The sequence below is a fragment of the Burkholderia anthinoferrum genome (assembly GCF_002925705.1).
GTDB classification, from domain to species: Bacteria; Pseudomonadota; Gammaproteobacteria; order Burkholderiales; family Burkholderiaceae; genus Burkholderia; species Burkholderia semiarida.
Genome location: NZ_LFZP01000041.1, coordinates 418,163 through 434,393, shown reverse-complemented (window position 1 = coordinate 434,393; position 16,231 = coordinate 418,163). Strand labels below are relative to the sequence as shown.

Genomic DNA, 16,231 nt, shown 5'->3' with positions numbered 1-16,231 from the left:
CGTACGAATCGGCGGCGCAGGCCGGCCGCGATCGAGCGGCTGGCCTGCCGTAACAAAAAAGACCGGCGCATGCGCCGGTCTTTCCGCATCCGGACCAACGTGGAGCCGGCGTCAGGCCGCCAGCATTTCCTTCGCGTGCTTGCGTGTGGTCGCGGTGATTTCGAGCCCGCCGAGCATCCGCGCGACTTCCTCGATCCGGCTGGCGCGGTCGAGCGCGACAACGGTCGATACCGTGCCACCGCGCTCGTCGGCGCCCTTCGCCACCTGGAAATGATGGTCGCCGCGCGCGGCGACCTGCGGCAGGTGGGTCACGCACAGCACCTGGCGGTCGCGCCCAAGCTGGTGCAGCAGGCGGCCGACCACTTCGGCGACGCCGCCGCCGATTCCCGTATCGACTTCGTCGAAGATCAGCGTCGGCGTCGGGCTCGCGGCGCTGGCGATGACCGCGAGCGCGAGGCTGATCCGTGCGAGCTCGCCGCCCGACGCAACCTTCGCGAGCGGCCGCAGCGGCACGCCCGGGTGCCCGGCCACGCGGAATTCGACCTGTTCCAGCCCGTGCGGGCCGCCGTCGGCGAGCGGCACGAGCGCGACTTCGAAGCTGCCGCCTGCCATCGACAGTTCCTGCATGCCGGCCGTGACGGCCGTGCCGAGCGCCTTCGCGGCCTGCGCGCGCGCCTTCGACAGGCGTTTCGCATCGGCGAGATAGGCTTCCCGCGCCTTGGCCTGCGCAGCTTCGAGCGCGCCGAGATCGGCGGCGGCGTCGAGCGCGGCGAGTTGCGCGCGGCGCGCCGCATGCTCCTCGTGCAGCGTGTCGGGCGGCAGCCGGAACTTGCGGGCGGTCGAGTGCAGCGCGTCGAGCCGCGTTTCGACCTGCGCGAGCCGCTCCGGGTCGAGATCGACGCGCTGGGCATAGTGCGACAGCGAATACACGGCTTCCTGCAACTGGATCTCGGCTGGCTCCAGCGATGCCAGCGCATCGCCGAGCGCGGTGTCGTAGTCGGCCAGGCTGCGCAGCTTCGACACGATCGCGCCGAGCTGCGCGAGCATCGCGTCGTCGGACTCGGACAGCGCGTTGAGCGCGCCGCGCACGCCTTCGATCAGGTTCGCCGAATGCGACAGGCGCTTGTGTTCGTTGCTGACTTCGTCCCATTCGCCGGCTTGCGGCGCGAGCTTGTCGAGTTCGGCGAGCTGCCACGCGAGCTTTTCGCGCTCGAGCTGCAATTCGCGCTCGTGCGCCTTCGCGGCGTCGATCGCCTGCGTCGCGTCGCGCCACACGCGCCACGCGCGCGCGACGTTCGCGGCATCGGCGACGAGCCCCGCGTGCGTGTCGAACAGCTCGCGCTGCGCGTCGGGCCGCATCAGCAACTGGTGCGCGTGCTGGCCGTGGATGTCGACGAGCATCTCGCCGAGTTCGCGCAGTTGGGCGAGCGTCGCGCTGGTGCCGTTGATGAACGCACGCGACCGGCCGTTCGCGTCGATCACGCGGCGCAGCATCACGGTGTCCTCGGCGTCGAACGCGTGGTCGTCGAGCCAGCGCGCGACACGGTCGTGCGGCGTGAACTCGGCCGTGATGTCGGCGCGGCCGCAGCCGGTGCGCACGACGCTCGCGTCGGCGCGTTCGCCGAGCGCGAGGGCGAGGGCGTCGATCAGGATCGACTTGCCGGCCCCGGTTTCGCCTGAAAAGACGGAAAAGCCGCTGTCGAATTCGAGATCGAGCGCGGCGACGATGACGAAGTCGCGGATCGAGAGGTGGCGGAGCATGGTGTCGGGCGGAGCGGCGTCAGGACGCCTTGTCGTCTTCGTTCGATGCGTGTTCGTTCCAGTGCAGCTTCTTGCGCAGCGTCGTGTAGTAGCTGTAGCCGATCGGGTGCAGGAACGGCACCGTGTGCTTCGAGCGGCGCACCTCGATCGTGTCGTTCAGCTCGAGCGACGTGAACGACTGCATGTCGAAGTTCACGTTGACGTCGCGGCCGCCGACGATCTGGATCGCGATCTTCGAATCGTCGGGCAGCACGATCGGCCGGTTCGACAGCGCGTGCGGCGCGATCGGCACGAGCACGATGCCGGCCAACTGCGGATGGAGGATCGGGCCGGCCGACGACAGCGCATACGCGGTCGAGCCGGTGGGCGTCGCGACGATCAGGCCGTCGGAGCGCTGGTTGTACATGTAGCGGCCGTCGACCGACGCACGCAGCTCGACCATCCCGGAGAAGCCGCTGCGGTTCACGACGACGTCGTTGAACGCGAGCGCGTGGTAGATCGGTTCGCCGTCGCGTACGATCCGCGCCTCGAGCAGCGAGCGCTCCTCGCGCTCGAACTTGCCGGCCAGCATCACGGGCACGAGCGCCTGCATGTCGGAGGCCGCGATGTCGGTGATGAAGCCGAGCCGCCCGTGGTTGATCCCGATCAGCGGTGTCCGGTACGGCGCAAGCTGGCGGCCGATGCCGAGCATCGTGCCGTCGCCGCCGAGCACGATTGCCACGTCCGCTCGTGCCCCGATTTCGGCCGGAGTGAGCGCCGGGTAGCCGGCGATGCCGATTTCCCGCGCGGTATCGCCTTCGAACACGACCTCGAAGCCGAGCGTGGCAATGCTGTCCGCCAGCGTGGCGAGCGGCTCGGCGATGCCGGGCGTGTTGCTCCGGCCGACGAGCGCGACAGTGTTGAACTGATTACCGGTTTTCATGCCGGCATTACACCATAGCTCGTTGACGAAAAGAACCGCCCGTGCGCCGACGGGGCCGGATCGGGCCGGCCCGCGCAATGGTGGCCGACGCCACTCGCCGTGCTTGCGCGGTTGCGCTAAAATTTTCCACCATGCTAGATCCTCGCGCACGAACCCTCCTGAAAACCCTGATCGAACGGTATATCGCCGACGGTCAGCCAGTCGGATCGCGCACGTTGTCCCGTTACTCCGGGCTCGAGCTGAGCCCGGCGACGATCCGCAACGTGATGTCCGACCTGGAGGAGCTCGGCCTCGTGTCGAGCCCGCACACGTCGGCCGGCCGCGTGCCGACGCCGCGCGGCTACCGGCTGTTCGTCGACACGATGCTGACGGTCGAGGCGCCGATCGACGCGGAGGCCGTCGCGCGTCAGGTGCAGAACACGCTGCAGGCCGGCGAGCCGCAGCAGCGGGTGGTGGCGGCCGCCGCGAGCGTGCTGTCGAACCTGTCGCAGTTCGCGGGCGTCGTGCTGACGCCGCGTCGCAGCCACGTGTTCAAGCAGATCGAATTCATGCGCCTGTCCGACAAGCGCATCCTGCTGATCATCGTCACGCCCGAGGGCGACGTGCAGAACCGCATGCTCGCGACGCCGCGCGACTATTCGCCGTCGCAGCTGACCGAGGCGTCCAACTACATCAACGCGCATTTCGCCGGCCTGTCGTTCGACGAGGTTCGTCGCCGCCTGCGCGACGAGATCGACCAGTTGCGCGGCGACATGACGACGCTGATGCACGCGGCCGTGACGGCCAGCACCGAGGTGCCCGACACCGAGGACACCGTGCTGATTTCCGGCGAGCGCAACCTGCTCGAGGTGGCGGACCTGTCGTCCGACATGGCGCGGCTGCGCAAGCTGTTCGACGTATTCGACCAAAAGACGGGCCTCCTGCAACTGCTCGACGTGTCGAGCCACGCCCAGGGCGTGCAGATCTTCATCGGCGGCGAATCGACGCTCGTGCCGATCGAGGAAATGAGCGTCGTGACCGCGCCTTACGAGGTGAACGGCAAGATCGTCGGCACGCTCGGCGTGATCGGCCCGACCCGCATGGCGTACAACCGCGTGATACCGATCGTCGACATCACCGCGCGCCTGCTGTCGCTCACGCTGAGCCAGCAGTAGCAGCCGCCCCCGACGCCGTCCCGCCATCGTGCCGCGGCGTCGCGCGCGCCGCCAGTCGGCCGAACGGCCAGCCGACCCGAGCGCTGCGGCCCGCTATAATTGAGGGCCGTCCGACTGCGTGCCCCGAGCACGTTCCTGCCCATGCGTTTCGATCTTGAGCCGCCATCGAGTGTCGCGGCTGCCCATCGCATCGGTGTGCTGCTGATCAATCTCGGCACGCCCGACGCGCCCACCCCGCGCGCGGTGCGGCGCTACCTGGCCGAATTCCTGTCGGATCCGCGGGTCGTCGAAATTCCGCAGGCCGTCTGGCAGGTGCTGCTGCGCACGCTGATCCTGCCGCTGCGCGGCCGCGCGTCCGCGAAGAAATACGCGGCCGTCTGGATGCCCGAGGGCTCGCCGCTGCGTGTCTACACCGAGCGCCAGACCGACAGCGTGCGGCACCTGCTCGCGTCGAACGGCTATCACGTGATGGTCGACTACGCGATGCGCTACGGCAGTCCGAACATTGCGCACGCGCTCGCGCAGTTCAAGCGGGCGGGCGTCGAGCGCGTGCTGCTGATGCCGATGTATCCGCAATACTCGGCGTCGACCACCGCCACCGCGTTCGATGCCGCGTTCGGCGCGCTCGCGCGCATGCGCAATCAGCCGGAAGTGCGCACGGTGCGGCACTACGCCGACCATCCGGCCTATATCCACGCGCTGGCCGAGCAGGTGCGCCAGTACTGGGCGCAGCACGGCCGGCCCGATTTCGCGGCCGGCGACAAGCTGGTGCTGAGTTTCCACGGCGTGCCGAAGCGCACGCTCGACCTCGGCGATCCCTATCACGACCAGTGCCAGCAGACGGGTGCGTTGCTGATGGCCGCGCTCGGGCTGTCGGCCACCGAATGCCGCGTCACGTTCCAGTCGCGCTTCGGCAAGGCCGAATGGCTCCAGCCGTATACCGCGCCGACCCTGCGCGAATTCGGCGAGGCCGGCGTGCGGCGGGCCGACGTGTTCTGCCCCGGCTTCACGGCCGATTGCCTCGAGACGATCGAGGAAATCGGCATGGAAGTGCGCGACGAGTTTCTCGCCGGCGGCGGCAAGACCTTTCACCGCATTCCGTGCCTGAACGGTGCCTCCGCATGGATCGGCGCGCTCGGCGAGATCGTCGCGGAAAATCTGCAGGGCTGGCCCGTCAAGGCCGCGCAGCCCGAACCGGTCAATTGAGATGAAACGATTCCCACGCGCGCGTTGTTCGCCGTTCCCCGGGGCGGCGGTCAGCCATCACACGGCGGCCCGGCGGAGGCTTGCATGAACTACAGGATTTCCACGGAGCCGGGCGCGAAGCTGCGCATCGACAAATGGCTGTGGGCAGCCCGATTCTTCAAGACGCGCTCGCTCGCGACCGATGCGGTCGACAAGGGGCACGTGAAGATCGGCGGCGCGGCGGTCAAGCCGGCGAAGGACGTGCGGGTGGGCGACGAGGTCGAGATTGCGATCGACGGCATCGTCTGGCACATTGCCGTGCTGGGCGTGTGCGACGTGCGCGGGCCCGCGAGCGTCGCGCAGACGCTCTACGAGGAAACGGCTGCGGGGCGAGCCGCGCGGCTCGCCGAACTGGAGCGGCGCCGGACGTATCGCGAGCCGGCGGCCGAATTGCACGGCCGGCCGACGAAGCGCGACCGGCGCATCATCGACAGATTTTCTGGTGGGAGCTGAACATCTGGTCGAACGTCGCCCGCGCGCTTCCGTATTCGGTCGTGCGGTCGGTGACGGCCCCCGACAGGCAGATGGTGGTGGTGCCGGCAATGAGTACCAGCGCGACCACCGATATCGCAAAGGTCAGTTTCACGGTACTCCCCTCGAGAACAAGGGTGAAAACGGCGCCAGGTGGAAGGTCACGCGGCGGTCAGCTAGGGTAAACACGCTTTTCCGACGCTTGAGTGGAGTGTAGTGCAGCCGGCCTGTGTGCAGCTAGTACTTGCCGGGTAAGCGTTGTTACAGGCCGTTTCGCCCGAGGCGGCGGACGATGCGGCGCCTGCCCCGGCAGACGCGCGGTTGTTTCGCGGCATTGGAGAATGCCGGCGAATAACCCTCTTGAAACCGCAGTTTTCGCCCTTATTTGCACCAGTAATGTGCGGTGCCGCCGGGTATACGTCCGGCGGTTGCCGATTTGGCTTCAACCTCTAATCGACTTTCAGCGACATGGAAAACACGCAAGAGAACCCGGCTACCCAATCGGCCGAAGACATCGGCAGCGAGAAGCAGGCGGAGCAAGGCGCCGCACCCGCCGCCGAAGCCGCCGACGCGGCGCTCGCGGAGGCTCAAGCCAAGGTCGCCGAGCTCCAGGAAAGCTTCCTGCGGGCGAAGGCCGAAACCGAGAACGTGCGCCGCCGCGCGCAGGACGACGTGTCGAAGGCGCACAAGTTCGCGATCGAGAGCTTCGCGGAGCACCTGCTGCCCGTGCTGGACAGCCTGGAAGCGGCCGTCAACGATACCTCCGGCGACATCGCGAAGGTGCGCGAGGGCGTCGAGCTCACGCTGCGCCAGTTGACGAGCGCGCTCGAGAAGGGCCGCGTCGTCGCGATCAATCCGGTCGGCGAGAAGTTCGATCCGCACCAGCACCAGGCCATTTCGATGGTGCCGGCCGAGCAGGAGCCGAACACCGTCGTCACGGTGCTGCAAAAGGGCTACATGATCGCCGACCGCGTGCTGCGCCCCGCGCTCGTCACCGTCGCGCAGCCGAAGTAAGGCGGCCGACATGGTGCCCGCCGGCGTCGATCCGGCCGCGTTCGACGCGTTCGACATGCAGGCGCTCGACGCCGGCACGTTCGACGCGGCCGTCGACGGCGCGGGCGATGCGCTGGCCGTGGTGTTCTTCTGGGGTGTCGACTGCTTCAACTGCGAAATCGCGAAGAAGGCGATGCTCGCCCAGCCCGACGCGATCCGCGCGCTGGGCCTGAAGTGGTTCCATTGCAACGTGTACGAGCACCATCAGCTGGGGCGCCGCTTCGGGCTGCACGGCGTGCCGACGTGGTTCTTCTTCCACCGCGGCAAGCGGTTGGGCCGCGCGACGGGCTGGCATGGTCTCGCGCAGTTCCAGGCAGCGGTTGCGGCGGCACGCGCGAAGATCGGCGCGGCGGCCGGTGCCCCGTCCCGCGAGGGCACCGGCCCACACGATCCGCTGGCCGGCGGCGATTGAAAAAATTTAATATCCGCATCGCTCGTCGGGTCTTGAAAACGGATCGGGCGGACGCATTTCGGGAACAGAGTTGAATTCTGGCGTGCGAAACCGCCCAAAAACGCGGCGTTTCGCGCAGCAAACAAGCATTTCTGGAGATTAGGAAAAAATGGGAAAGATCATCGGTATTGACCTCGGCACCACGAACTCGTGCGTCGCCATCATGGAAGGCAACCAGGTCAAGGTCATCGAGAACTCGGAAGGCGCTCGCACCACGCCGTCGATCATCGCGTACATGGACGACAACGAAGTGCTCGTCGGCGCGCCGGCCAAGCGCCAGTCGGTGACCAACCCGAAGAACACGCTGTTCGCGGTGAAGCGCCTGATCGGCCGCCGCTTCGAAGAGAAGGAAGTCCAGAAGGACATCGGCCTGATGCCGTATGCGATCATCAAGGCCGACAATGGCGACGCATGGGTCGAAGCGCACGGCGAAAAGCTCGCGCCGCCGCAGGTGTCGGCCGAAGTGCTGCGCAAGATGAAGAAGACGGCCGAAGACTACCTCGGCGAGCCGGTCACGGAAGCCGTGATCACGGTGCCGGCATACTTCAACGACAGCCAGCGCCAGGCGACCAAGGACGCCGGCCGCATCGCGGGCCTCGAAGTCAAGCGGATCATCAACGAGCCGACCGCGGCCGCGCTCGCGTTCGGCCTCGACAAGGCCGAGAAGGGCGACCGCAAGATCGCCGTGTATGACCTCGGCGGCGGCACGTTCGACGTGTCGATCATCGAGATCGCGGACGTCGACGGCGAAATGCAGTTCGAAGTGCTGTCGACCAACGGCGACACGTTCCTCGGCGGCGAAGACTTCGACCAGCGCATCATCGATTACATCATCGGCGAGTTCAAGAAGGAGCAGGGCGTCGACCTGTCGAAGGACGTGCTCGCGCTGCAGCGCCTGAAGGAAGCCGCCGAAAAGGCGAAGATCGAGCTGTCGTCGAGCCAGCAGACCGAAATCAACCTGCCGTACATCACGGCGGACGCGTCGGGCCCGAAGCACTTGAACCTGAAGATCACCCGCGCGAAGCTGGAAGCGCTGGTGGAAGACCTCGTCGAGCGCACGATCGAACCGTGCCGCATCGCGATCAAGGACGCAGGCGTCAAGGTGTCGGACATCGACGACGTGATCCTGGTCGGCGGCCAGACCCGCATGCCGAAGGTGCAGGAGAAGGTGAAGGAGTTCTTCGGCAAGGACCCGCGCCGTGACGTGAACCCGGACGAAGCCGTCGCGGTTGGCGCGGCGATCCAGGGCCAGGTGCTGTCGGGCGACCGCAAGGACGTGCTGCTGCTCGACGTGACCCCGCTGTCGCTCGGTATCGAGACGCTCGGCGGCGTGATGACGAAGATGATCAACAAGAACACGACGATCCCGACGAAGCACGCCCAGGTGTATTCGACGGCGGACGACAACCAGTCGGCCGTGACGATCAAGGTGTTCCAGGGCGAACGCGAAATGGCGGCGGGCAACAAGCTGCTCGGCGAGTTCAACCTCGAAGGCATTCCGCCGGCCCCGCGCGGCGTGCCGCAGATCGAAGTGACCTTCGACATCGACGCGAACGGCATCCTGCACGTCGGCGCGAAGGACAAGGCGACCGGCAAGGAAAACAAGATCACGATCAAGGCGAACTCGGGCCTGTCCGAGGCTGAAATCGATCAGATGATCAAGGACGCGGAAGCGAACGCAGCGGAAGACCACAAGCTGCGCGAGCTGGCCGATTCGCGCAACCAGGGCGACGCGCTGGTCCACAGCACGAAGAAGGCGCTGACCGAGTACGGCGACAAGCTGGACGCGGGCGAGAAGGAAGCGATCGAAGCGGCGCTGAAGTCGCTCGAGGACGTGCTGAAGGACACGTCGGCCGACAAGGCCGCGATCGACGCGAAGGTCGAGGAGCTCGGCAAGGTCTCGCAGAAGCTCGGCGAGAAGATGTACGCCGACATGCAGGCCCAGCAGGCAGGTGCGGCCGGCGCGGCCGGTGCGGCGGAAGGCGCGGCCCACGCAGGCGGTGCGCAACAGGCTGCCGACGACGTCGTCGACGCCGAGTTCAAGGAAGTGAAGAAGGACTAAGCCAGGTTGCAATGGCACCGCATGCCGCGCGCGCAAAAACGCGCGCGGCGCGACTGACCAGCGGCTGAAAAGCGGTCTGTCTTTCCTTCCGGATGGCCGGATCGACTCCACGCCTGGCGGGCCTTGCGGCCCTCCGGGCACATTTGTTTTTTGGCGGGTGCTGCGCGAGCCGTCCGCGGACGGTGCAGCGCCAGACGAGTCGAGAGACTTTACTGCGGGCGAAAGGAGCCGCCGCGTGCGCGATGCGTGGCGGCACAGTGAATCGATATGGCGAAACGGGATTACTACGAGGTTCTGGGCGTCGCGAAGAATGCGAGCGACGACGAAATCAAGAAGGCATATCGCAAGCTTGCGATGAAGTATCACCCTGACCGCAATCCGGACAGCAAGGATGCGGAAGAGCATTTCAAGGAGGCGAAGGAAGCCTATGAAATGCTGTCGGATGGCCAGAAGCGGGCCGCGTATGACCAGTACGGCCACGCGGGCGTCGATCCGAACATGGGCGGTGCGGGTGCGCAGGGCTTCGGCGGCTTCGCGGATGCGTTCGGCGACATCTTCGGCGACATCTTCGGCCAGGCCGCGGGCGGTGCCGCGCGCGGCGGCCGCGGCGGCCCGCAGGTGTATCGCGGCGCCGACCTGCGCTACAGCATGGAAATCACGCTCGAGCAGGCCGCGCACGGCTACGACACGCAGATCCGCGTGCCGAGCTGGGTGTCGTGCGAAGTCTGCCACGGCTCGGGTGCGAAGCCCGGCACGAAGCCGGAAACCTGCCCGACCTGTCACGGCCAGGGCACGGTGCGCATGTCGCAGGGCTTCTTCAGCATCCAGCAGACCTGCCCGAAGTGTCATGGCACCGGCACCTACATCCCCGAGCCGTGCGCGCATTGCCACGGGTCGGGCAAGGTGAAGGAAACCAAGACGCTCGAAGTGAAGATTCCGGCCGGGATCGACGACGGGATGCGGATCCGCTCGGCCGGCAACGGCGAACCGGGCATCAACGGCGGGCCGCCGGGCGACCTGTACGTCGAGATCCACATCAAGCCGCACTCGGTGTTCGAGCGCGACGGCGACGATCTCCACTGCCAGATGCCGATTCCGTTCACGACCGCCGCACTCGGCGGCGAGATCGAGGTGCCGACGCTGGCCGGCCGCGCATCGTTCCCGGTGCCGGAAGGCACGCAGTCGGGCAAGACGTTCCGCCTGCGCGGCAAGGGCATCAAGGGGCTGCGTTCGAGCATCGCGGGCGATCTGTACGTGCACGTGCAGGTCGAGACGCCCGTGAAGCTGACCGACCAGCAGCGCGACCTGCTCAAGCAGTTCGAGAAGTCGCTGGCCGAAGGCGGCGCGCGTCACAGCCCGCAGAGCAAGAGCTGGTTCGACCGGGTGAAGAGCTTCTTCGAGTAACGGGCATGACTGAAGGCAACGAGAGCGCGTCGTTCGCGCTCTTGGACGATTGCGACTCGACCGCGTCCGCGCGGTCGAGTCGTTTGTATTCGGGCTTCGTGCGCGAACGCGTGTGCACGGACCCGGCGCAGCTCGACGCCATCGATGCGGCGCTCGCGCGGGATCTGCGCGACGGGCTGCATGCGGTCGTCGTCGGCGATTACGAATTCGGACGCAACCTGCAAAAGGCGCAGCCGGGCGATGCCCCGCTGCGCTTTTTGCTGTATGCGCACTGCGAGCGGCTGTCGCGCGACGAAGTCGACGCGTGGCTCGCACAGCAGGATGGCGGCGGCCCGCCGTCGATCGCCGGTGTCGCGCACGTCGCGAAGAGCGTGTCGCGCGACGCGTTCGACGCGGCGATCGGCGCGGTGCAGGACGCGCTGCGCGCAGGCGATTCGTATCAGGTCAACTACACGTACCGGCTGAATTTCGACGTGTTCGGCACGCCGCTCGCGCTGTACCGGCGGCTGCGCGCGCGCCAGCCCGTGCGGTACGGCGCGCTGATCGCGCTGCCCGGCGGCGCGTGGGTCGTATCGTGCTCGCCCGAGCTGTTCGTCGAGAAGCAGGGCGACGTGCTGCGCGCGCGGCCGATGAAGGGCACCGCGCCGCGTTCGGCCGATCCGCGCGACGATGCGGCGGCCGCCGCGTTCCTCGCGAGCGATCCGAAGAACCGCGCGGAAAACGTGATGATCGTCGACCTGCTGCGCAACGACGTGTCGAGGATCGCACGCACGGGCAGCGTCAAGGTGCCGGCGCTGTTCTCCGTCGAGCCGTATGCGTCGGTGTGGCAGATGACGTCGACGGTCGAAGCCGGCTGGCGCGACGGCACGACGTTCGCGCAGATGCTGCGCGCGCTGTTTCCGTGCGGGTCGATCACCGGTGCGCCGAAGTACAAGACGATGGAATTGATCGACGCGATCGAGTCGACGCCGCGCGGGCTCTATACGGGCGCGATCGGGTGGCTCGATGCGCCGCGGGACGGCGCCGTGGAGGACGCCGCGAAAGACGTTCCGTCGGCGAGCCACGGCGCCGCGCGACAGGTTGACGGCGCCGGTGCGTCGCCGGGCCGTGCGGCGTCCTGCGGCGATTTCTGCCTGTCGGTCGCGATCCGGACGCTGACGCTCGATGCGGCTGGCGTCGATAATGACGCGGACGGCACGGGCATCGCCGCGGCCGGCCGGCGGCGCGGCACGATGGGCGTCGGCGCGGGCATCGTGCTCGACAGCGTCGCGGCCGACGAATATGCGGAGTGCGAATTGAAAGCGCGATTCCTGACCGATGCCGACCCCGGCTTCCAGCTATTTGAAACCGCCGCCGCGACGCGCGCGGACGGCATCCGGCATCTGGAGCGCCATCTCGCGCGGCTGCAGCGCAGTGCCGATGCGTTCGGCTTCCGCTTCGACGCCGACACGCTGCATCGCGAGATCGATGCACGCTGCGCGGCGCTCGACGGTGACAGTCCATACCGGATGAAGCTCGCGCTCGCGAAGGACGGCGCGGTCGACATCACGGCCGCACCGCTGAAGGCGCTGCCCACCGGGCCGGTTAGCGTGATGCTCGCGTCCGAGCACGGCTTTGCGCCGACCTGCGCGAGCGACGCGCTGCTGCTGCACAAGACCACGCGCCGTGCCGAATACGACCGCGCGTGGCAGGCGGCCGAAGCACTCGGCGGATTCGACATGCTGTTCGTCAACGAGCGCGGCGAGGTGACGGAAGGCGGGCGCTCGAACCTGTTCGTGAAGCTCGACGGGCAATGGGTGACGCCGCCGCTTGCAAGCGGCGTGCTGCCGGGCGTGATGCGCGGCGTGCTGCTGGACGATCCGGCGCTAAACGCAACGGAGCGCGCGCTGACGCTCGACGATGTGCTGAACGCAGACGCGTTGATGATCTGCAATGCGTTGCGCGGGCCGATGACGGCGCGGCTGATTCGCGACTGCGCATCGGCCTGAACGGATTACTTTCGTGGCGTACATTGCCAGGTTTGTACGATGGCGTGCCCTCGTTTATAGCGCGCGACGCAAGTTTGCGCATGTTTGCCGAGTGGCCGTGCGATCACGACGCTCGTATTGCCGTAGTCACACGAGACCCAGTAGTCTTCACGGGCTTCGGCCAGCGACCAGGTGTACACATCGCTTTTGGGCTCGGTGCGCGAGCGATTGGGCAGCAATGACATTATCCGGTCCGGCGGCCCCGACCAGAAGGTGACACCGGCAAGCGGATAGGTGCGTTGCGTGTCGAAGTTTTTCCAGCCATCGGGTGGTTGACCGTCGAGCTGCTGGGTGACGGCAATGCGTGCGGGGCAATTTGCAATGGCGGCGGATACGGGTAAGACGGTGAGCGAACTGAATGCGAACGCGGTAATGGTGAGCAGCCGGTACGGCGTTTGCCGGATGAACGTCATCATTTCACCACCGAAAATGCATCGGCATTGTTGCTTGGATCGATGTAACGGCCAGTTTGGTCCTTGCCCTTGAATGCAATACATCGTCTCTTGATTGCCCTGCGAATATGGGACGTGTATGGAATTGCGATGTGTACGACGCGTGATAGATGTTCTCGAGCGGGCGTCGACATTGTCTTCGCCTTCCGCTGCACCCTCATCCGCAGTGCCAGTCGATCATCTTCGGCGGCGTCCGCTTCGCGTCGTAGCGGACCGTGCAGGTTCGCGCGGCCGTGCCCAGCGGACGGGCAATGATCGCGGCCGTGTCGAAATACTCACAACTCACCCAGTAATCGGTTTCGGCTTCCGCGAGTGGCCACGTGTTGACGAGCATATCGCGCCGTTTGACGCCGCTCGATGGGGCGAGCATGGCGAGTTGATCGGGCGGCCCGGACCAAAACGACACGCCGATCAGCGGATGTGCCTTCTGTGAATCGTAAGGGCGCCAGCCGTCGGGCGCGGGATCTGTGACCGTCTGTGAAACCGCCAGGCGGGCCGGACACTGAACAGGCGCCGAAGTGGCGTACGCCGACGAGATGCAACTAGCTGTCAGCAACGCGGCGAGCGCCGCATTGGCTGGAAAACAGGCGAGTGCCATCGTCATCGCACCACCGAGAACGCATCGGCGTTGTTGCTCGGATCGATATAGCGACCGTTTCTGTCCTTGCCCTGGAACCGGATGTGCCGTTTCCGGATTTTCGACAGACTGCGCCATTGTTCGACGACGTAGATGCCTTTCGAATCCTGACTCAGATAGAACGCCGCATGGTTGCCGTACGATTTGTTCGGATAACGCTCGTTCTCGAAAGTCGCGATGACCGTGCCCGGACGAATGGTCGAATCGCCCTTTACCGTCTTTTCCGGTCGCCACCCCGAGGTCGCGCCCACTTTGGTATGGACCTTCACGAGCGCAACGCACTCACCATCGCCTTGTAGTGGTTCGCCGGCCAATTGGGCTGCGCGTTCGTATACGTGGGACATTTCGCCTCCATGGAATGATGGAAGCGCAATGGTCTCCGCAACGAAGGCCTACGGATATAGGACGTGTTTGAAAATGCAGTGCTGCCAAATCGAACGACGGGTGTCGTCGAGCAGGTGGCGGCCTTTGCCTTCGCATCGAGCCGCCACCTCGTCCGAAATCAGAACGAATGCTCCGGGCCCGGGAACGTGCCGTCCTTCACGGCGCGCACGTACGCTTCGACGGCCGCCTGAATGTTCGGCTGCCCCTGCATGAAATCCTTCACGAAACGCGGCCGCTTGCCGGGGAACACGCCGAGCATGTCGTGCAGCACGAGCACCTGCCCCGAGCAGTCGACGCCCGCGCCGATGCCGATTGTCGGAATCTTCAGCATGTGCGTGACTTCGGCCGCGACGAGCGTCGGCACGGCTTCGAGCACGACGAGCTGCGCGCCGGCATCCTCGATCGCGCGCGCGTCGCGCAGCAGTTGCGCGGCGCCGGCTTCCGTCTTGCCCTGGACCTTGAAGCCGCCGAACGCATGCACCGATTGCGGCGTGAGGCCGAGGTGCGCGCACACGGGCACCGAGCGTTCGACGAGGAAGCGGATCGTATCGGCGAGCCATTCGCCGCCTTCGAGCTTCACCATCTGCGCGCCCGCGCGCATCAGCTTGACCGCGTTCGCGAACGCGTCGGCCGGCGTTCCGTACGTGCCGAACGGCAGATCGGCGACGACCAGCGCGCGCGGTTGAGCCCGCGCGACACAGGCGGTGTGGTACGCGATGTCGTCGAGCGACACGGGTAGCGTGGTCGTGTGGCCCTGCAGCACGTTGCCGAGCGAATCGCCGATCAGCAGCACGTCGGTGCCGGCGCGATCCAGCAGCGCGGAAAAGCTCGCGTCGTAGCAGGTCAGCATCGCGATCTTCTCGCCGGCGTCGCGCATTGCCTGCAGCTTGGGTACGGTCACGGCAGGCCGGCTCGATTCCTGGAGATAGGTCATGGGAAATCCGGGTCGGTGGGGAAGAACGACGGGCGATGACGCGTCAGCGCGTCGTCTCGCCCTTGACGAAGAATTCCTTGCGGCCGCGCATCGTCTCGATGCGCTCGACCAGCAGGGCAAGGTCTTCGGGGGAATCCAGCGGGTTCAGGTGCTCGGCTGCGACCGTCAGCACCGGCGTGCGGTCGTAGTGGTAGAAGAATTCGTTGTACGCGTCGACGAGCGAGCGCAGGTACGCATCGCTGATCTGCAGCTCCATCGGCAGCCCGCGCTTCTGGATGCGCGAGAACAGCACTTCGGGGCTGGCCTGCAGATAGACGACGAGGTCGGGCGACGGCGCGTGCGGAACGTCGACGTGCGTGGCGACCGAGCGATACAGTTGCCATTCGTCTTCCGGCAGGTTCAGCCGCGCGAAGATGTCGTTCTTCTGCGGCATGAAATCGGCGATGACCGGGCGGCCGGTGTCGAGCGCGCCGATCAGCTCGCGTGCCTGCTGCGCGCGCTGCAGCGCGAACGACAACTGGACGGGCAGCGCGTAGCGCGCGGTGTCGCGGTAGAAGCGTTCGAGGAACGGGTTGTCCTGCGGGCGCTCGAGCAGCGCCTGCATCGACCAGCGCTCGCCGAGCAGGCGCGCGAGCGTCGTCTTGCCGACGCCGATCGGGCCTTCGATCACGAGATAGCGGTGCGGGGCGCGCAGGTCGGGCGCGGTGACGGTCAGCGGAGTCGAGTTCATCGGCAGCGGGTCTTGTCGGCGTCTGCGTCGGCCGCGAGCGCCTTCTGCATCGGGCACTGGCAGGTCTGCACCTTTTCGACGCGCTGATCGGCGACGGCGGCGAGAAAGGCGTCGGCACGGCCGCGCGCGGGGATGTCGAGCGCCGGCTCGATCTCGACGAGCGGCACGAGCGCGAACGCGCGGTCGGTAAGGCGCGGGTGGGGGACGATCAGGTCGGGTTCGTCGATCGAATCGGCGCCGAACAGCAGGATGTCGAGGTCGAGCGTGCGCGGCGCATTGCGATACGGACGCTCGCGGCCGAAGTGATGTTCGATCTTCTGGCAAAGCGCGAGCAGCTCACGGGCCGACAGCGTCGTGTCGAGCTTGACGACGCAGTTGTAGTAGTCGTCGCCGCCCGCTTCGAACGGCGCCGTGCGATACAGGCTCGATTTGCCGAGGATCGAGATGGTGCGCTGCTGCGCGAGGCACACCACCGCGTCCTTCAAGGTCTGGCGCGCATCGCCGAGATTCGCCCCCAGTCCGATATATGCAACCGTCATGGCAT

Annotated in this window: 18 protein-coding genes; 8 read left to right on the top strand and 10 right to left on the bottom strand. The window is 66.6% G+C overall.

From position 1 onward, the window contains the following. Window positions 1–111 precede the first annotated feature (111 nt). Together recN and C5F75_RS15435 are read right to left on the bottom strand one after the other, a co-directional pair. Complete coding sequence (recN, locus tag C5F75_RS15440; RefSeq protein WP_059574289.1) at window positions 112–1,761, bottom strand: DNA repair protein RecN; 1,650 nt, start codon at window positions 1,759–1,761, stop codon at window positions 112–114. A 19-nt stretch (window positions 1,762–1,780) separates the two neighbouring features. Further along, complete coding sequence (locus C5F75_RS15435) at window positions 1,781–2,683, bottom strand: NAD kinase (RefSeq protein ID WP_006492558.1); 903 nt, start codon at window positions 2,681–2,683, stop codon at window positions 1,781–1,783. Window positions 2,684–2,814: 131 nt separating this feature from the next. Between C5F75_RS15435 and hrcA the strand changes: the two genes are divergently transcribed. From hrcA to C5F75_RS15420, 3 genes are all read left to right on the top strand, one after another. Beyond that, window positions 2,815–3,837 carry a heat-inducible transcriptional repressor HrcA gene (hrcA, locus tag C5F75_RS15430; RefSeq protein WP_059451324.1) on the top strand — a complete coding sequence of 341 codons (1,023 nt, stop codon included), beginning with the start codon at window positions 2,815–2,817 and terminating at the stop codon, window positions 3,835–3,837. Window positions 3,838–3,978: 141 nt separating this feature from the next. After that, window positions 3,979–5,043, top strand: a complete 1,065-nt coding sequence (gene hemH, locus C5F75_RS15425; protein WP_059574288.1) for a ferrochelatase — start codon at window positions 3,979–3,981, stop codon at window positions 5,041–5,043. Window positions 5,044–5,127: 84 nt separating this feature from the next. Next, window positions 5,128–5,535 carry an RNA-binding S4 domain-containing protein gene (locus C5F75_RS15420; RefSeq protein WP_059574287.1) on the top strand — a complete coding sequence of 136 codons (408 nt, stop codon included), beginning with the start codon at window positions 5,128–5,130 and terminating at the stop codon, window positions 5,533–5,535. On the opposite strand, the gene C5F75_RS36770 is transcribed toward C5F75_RS15420, so the two are convergent. Beyond that, on the bottom strand, window positions 5,507–5,668 hold the full coding sequence (locus C5F75_RS36770) for a hypothetical protein (RefSeq protein WP_006476841.1): 162 nt from the start codon (window positions 5,666–5,668) through the stop codon (window positions 5,507–5,509). The genes C5F75_RS15420 and C5F75_RS36770 overlap by 29 nt on opposite strands. Window positions 5,669–6,021: 353 nt before the next feature. Between C5F75_RS36770 and grpE the strand changes: the two genes are divergently transcribed. The 5 genes from grpE to C5F75_RS15390 all read left to right on the top strand — a co-directional run bounded on the left by grpE (window position 6,022) and on the right by C5F75_RS15390 (window position 12,511). Continuing rightward, window positions 6,022–6,567: a nucleotide exchange factor GrpE gene (grpE, locus tag C5F75_RS15410; RefSeq protein ID WP_059574286.1), complete on the top strand. Its 546-nt coding sequence runs from the start codon at window positions 6,022–6,024 to the stop codon at window positions 6,565–6,567. Between the two features lie 10 nt (window positions 6,568–6,577). After that, a complete protein-coding gene (locus tag C5F75_RS15405) occupies window positions 6,578–7,018 on the top strand; it encodes a thioredoxin family protein (protein ID WP_060011413.1) in 441 nt (146 codons plus the stop codon). Between the two features lie 148 nt (window positions 7,019–7,166). Next, window positions 7,167–9,119, top strand: coding sequence for a molecular chaperone DnaK (gene dnaK / locus C5F75_RS15400; RefSeq protein ID WP_059574284.1), 1,953 nt, complete (start codon window positions 7,167–7,169; stop codon window positions 9,117–9,119). Between the two features lie 267 nt (window positions 9,120–9,386). Continuing rightward, complete coding sequence (dnaJ, locus tag C5F75_RS15395; protein ID WP_006476837.1) at window positions 9,387–10,523, top strand: molecular chaperone DnaJ; 1,137 nt, start codon at window positions 9,387–9,389, stop codon at window positions 10,521–10,523. A 5-nt stretch (window positions 10,524–10,528) separates the two neighbouring features. Next, a complete protein-coding gene (locus tag C5F75_RS15390) occupies window positions 10,529–12,511 on the top strand; it encodes a chorismate-binding protein (protein WP_059574283.1) in 1,983 nt (660 codons plus the stop codon). A gap of 5 nt (window positions 12,512–12,516) precedes the next feature. Here the strand turns inward: C5F75_RS15390 and C5F75_RS36330 are convergent, their stop codons facing one another. The 7 genes from C5F75_RS36330 to folK form a co-directional block, all read right to left on the bottom strand. Beyond that, the gene (locus C5F75_RS36330) at window positions 12,517–12,966 is read right to left on the bottom strand and encodes an STY0301 family protein (protein WP_124658252.1); all 450 of its coding nucleotides are present in this window, start codon (window positions 12,964–12,966) and stop codon (window positions 12,517–12,519) included. Further along, window positions 12,963–13,136, bottom strand: a complete 174-nt coding sequence (locus C5F75_RS15385) for a BPSL0067 family protein (RefSeq protein WP_226093706.1) — start codon at window positions 13,134–13,136, stop codon at window positions 12,963–12,965. Before C5F75_RS15385 ends, C5F75_RS36330 begins: the two co-directional genes overlap by 4 nt. Before the next feature lie 23 nt (window positions 13,137–13,159). Further along, complete coding sequence (locus C5F75_RS36325) at window positions 13,160–13,606, bottom strand: STY0301 family protein (RefSeq protein WP_124658253.1); 447 nt, start codon at window positions 13,604–13,606, stop codon at window positions 13,160–13,162. Beyond that, window positions 13,603–13,983 carry a BPSL0067 family protein gene (locus C5F75_RS15380; protein ID WP_059574282.1) on the bottom strand — a complete coding sequence of 127 codons (381 nt, stop codon included), beginning with the start codon at window positions 13,981–13,983 and terminating at the stop codon, window positions 13,603–13,605. Before C5F75_RS15380 ends, C5F75_RS36325 begins: the two co-directional genes overlap by 4 nt. A 158-nt stretch (window positions 13,984–14,141) precedes the next feature. Then, a complete protein-coding gene (panB, locus tag C5F75_RS15375) occupies window positions 14,142–14,957 on the bottom strand; it encodes a 3-methyl-2-oxobutanoate hydroxymethyltransferase (RefSeq protein WP_059574281.1) in 816 nt (271 codons plus the stop codon). Window positions 14,958–15,000: 43 nt separating this feature from the next. Then, entirely contained in the window at window positions 15,001–15,687 is a 687-nt protein-coding gene (locus C5F75_RS15370; protein ID WP_059574280.1) for a deoxynucleoside kinase, read from the bottom strand. Further along, window positions 15,684–16,226 (bottom strand): 2-amino-4-hydroxy-6-hydroxymethyldihydropteridine diphosphokinase, encoded by a 543-nt coding sequence (gene folK, locus C5F75_RS15365; protein ID WP_059574279.1) that lies wholly within the window; start codon window positions 16,224–16,226, stop codon window positions 15,684–15,686. The genes C5F75_RS15370 and folK overlap by 4 nt, the downstream gene beginning before the upstream one ends. Window positions 16,227–16,231: the final 5 nt, after the last annotated feature.

Coding starts and splice junctions, on each gene's coding strand:
- panB (WP_059574281.1), bottom strand. CDS start 14,957: ATGACCTATCTCCAGGAATCGAGCCGGCCTGCCGTGACCGTACCCAAG.
- recN (WP_059574289.1), bottom strand. CDS start 1,761: ATGCTCCGCCACCTCTCGATCCGCGACTTCGTCATCGTCGCCGCGCTC.
- folK (WP_059574279.1), bottom strand. CDS start 16,226: ATGACGGTTGCATATATCGGACTGGGGGCGAATCTCGGCGATGCGCGC.
- C5F75_RS15405 (WP_060011413.1), top strand. CDS start 6,578: ATGGTGCCCGCCGGCGTCGATCCGGCCGCGTTCGACGCGTTCGACATG.
- C5F75_RS15380 (WP_059574282.1), bottom strand. CDS start 13,983: ATGTCCCACGTATACGAACGCGCAGCCCAATTGGCCGGCGAACCACTA.
- hemH (WP_059574288.1), top strand. CDS start 3,979: ATGCGTTTCGATCTTGAGCCGCCATCGAGTGTCGCGGCTGCCCATCGC.
- hrcA (WP_059451324.1), top strand. CDS start 2,815: ATGCTAGATCCTCGCGCACGAACCCTCCTGAAAACCCTGATCGAACGG.
- C5F75_RS15370 (WP_059574280.1), bottom strand. CDS start 15,687: ATGAACTCGACTCCGCTGACCGTCACCGCGCCCGACCTGCGCGCCCCG.
- C5F75_RS36325 (WP_124658253.1), bottom strand. CDS start 13,606: ATGACGATGGCACTCGCCTGTTTTCCAGCCAATGCGGCGCTCGCCGCG.
- C5F75_RS15385 (WP_226093706.1), bottom strand. CDS start 13,136: ATGTCGACGCCCGCTCGAGAACATCTATCACGCGTCGTACACATCGCA.
- dnaK (WP_059574284.1), top strand. CDS start 7,167: ATGGGAAAGATCATCGGTATTGACCTCGGCACCACGAACTCGTGCGTC.
- grpE (WP_059574286.1), top strand. CDS start 6,022: ATGGAAAACACGCAAGAGAACCCGGCTACCCAATCGGCCGAAGACATC.
- C5F75_RS15435 (WP_006492558.1), bottom strand. CDS start 2,683: ATGAAAACCGGTAATCAGTTCAACACTGTCGCGCTCGTCGGCCGGAGC.
- C5F75_RS15390 (WP_059574283.1), top strand. CDS start 10,529: ATGACTGAAGGCAACGAGAGCGCGTCGTTCGCGCTCTTGGACGATTGC.
- dnaJ (WP_006476837.1), top strand. CDS start 9,387: ATGGCGAAACGGGATTACTACGAGGTTCTGGGCGTCGCGAAGAATGCG.
- C5F75_RS36330 (WP_124658252.1), bottom strand. CDS start 12,966: ATGATGACGTTCATCCGGCAAACGCCGTACCGGCTGCTCACCATTACC.
- C5F75_RS15420 (WP_059574287.1), top strand. CDS start 5,128: ATGAACTACAGGATTTCCACGGAGCCGGGCGCGAAGCTGCGCATCGAC.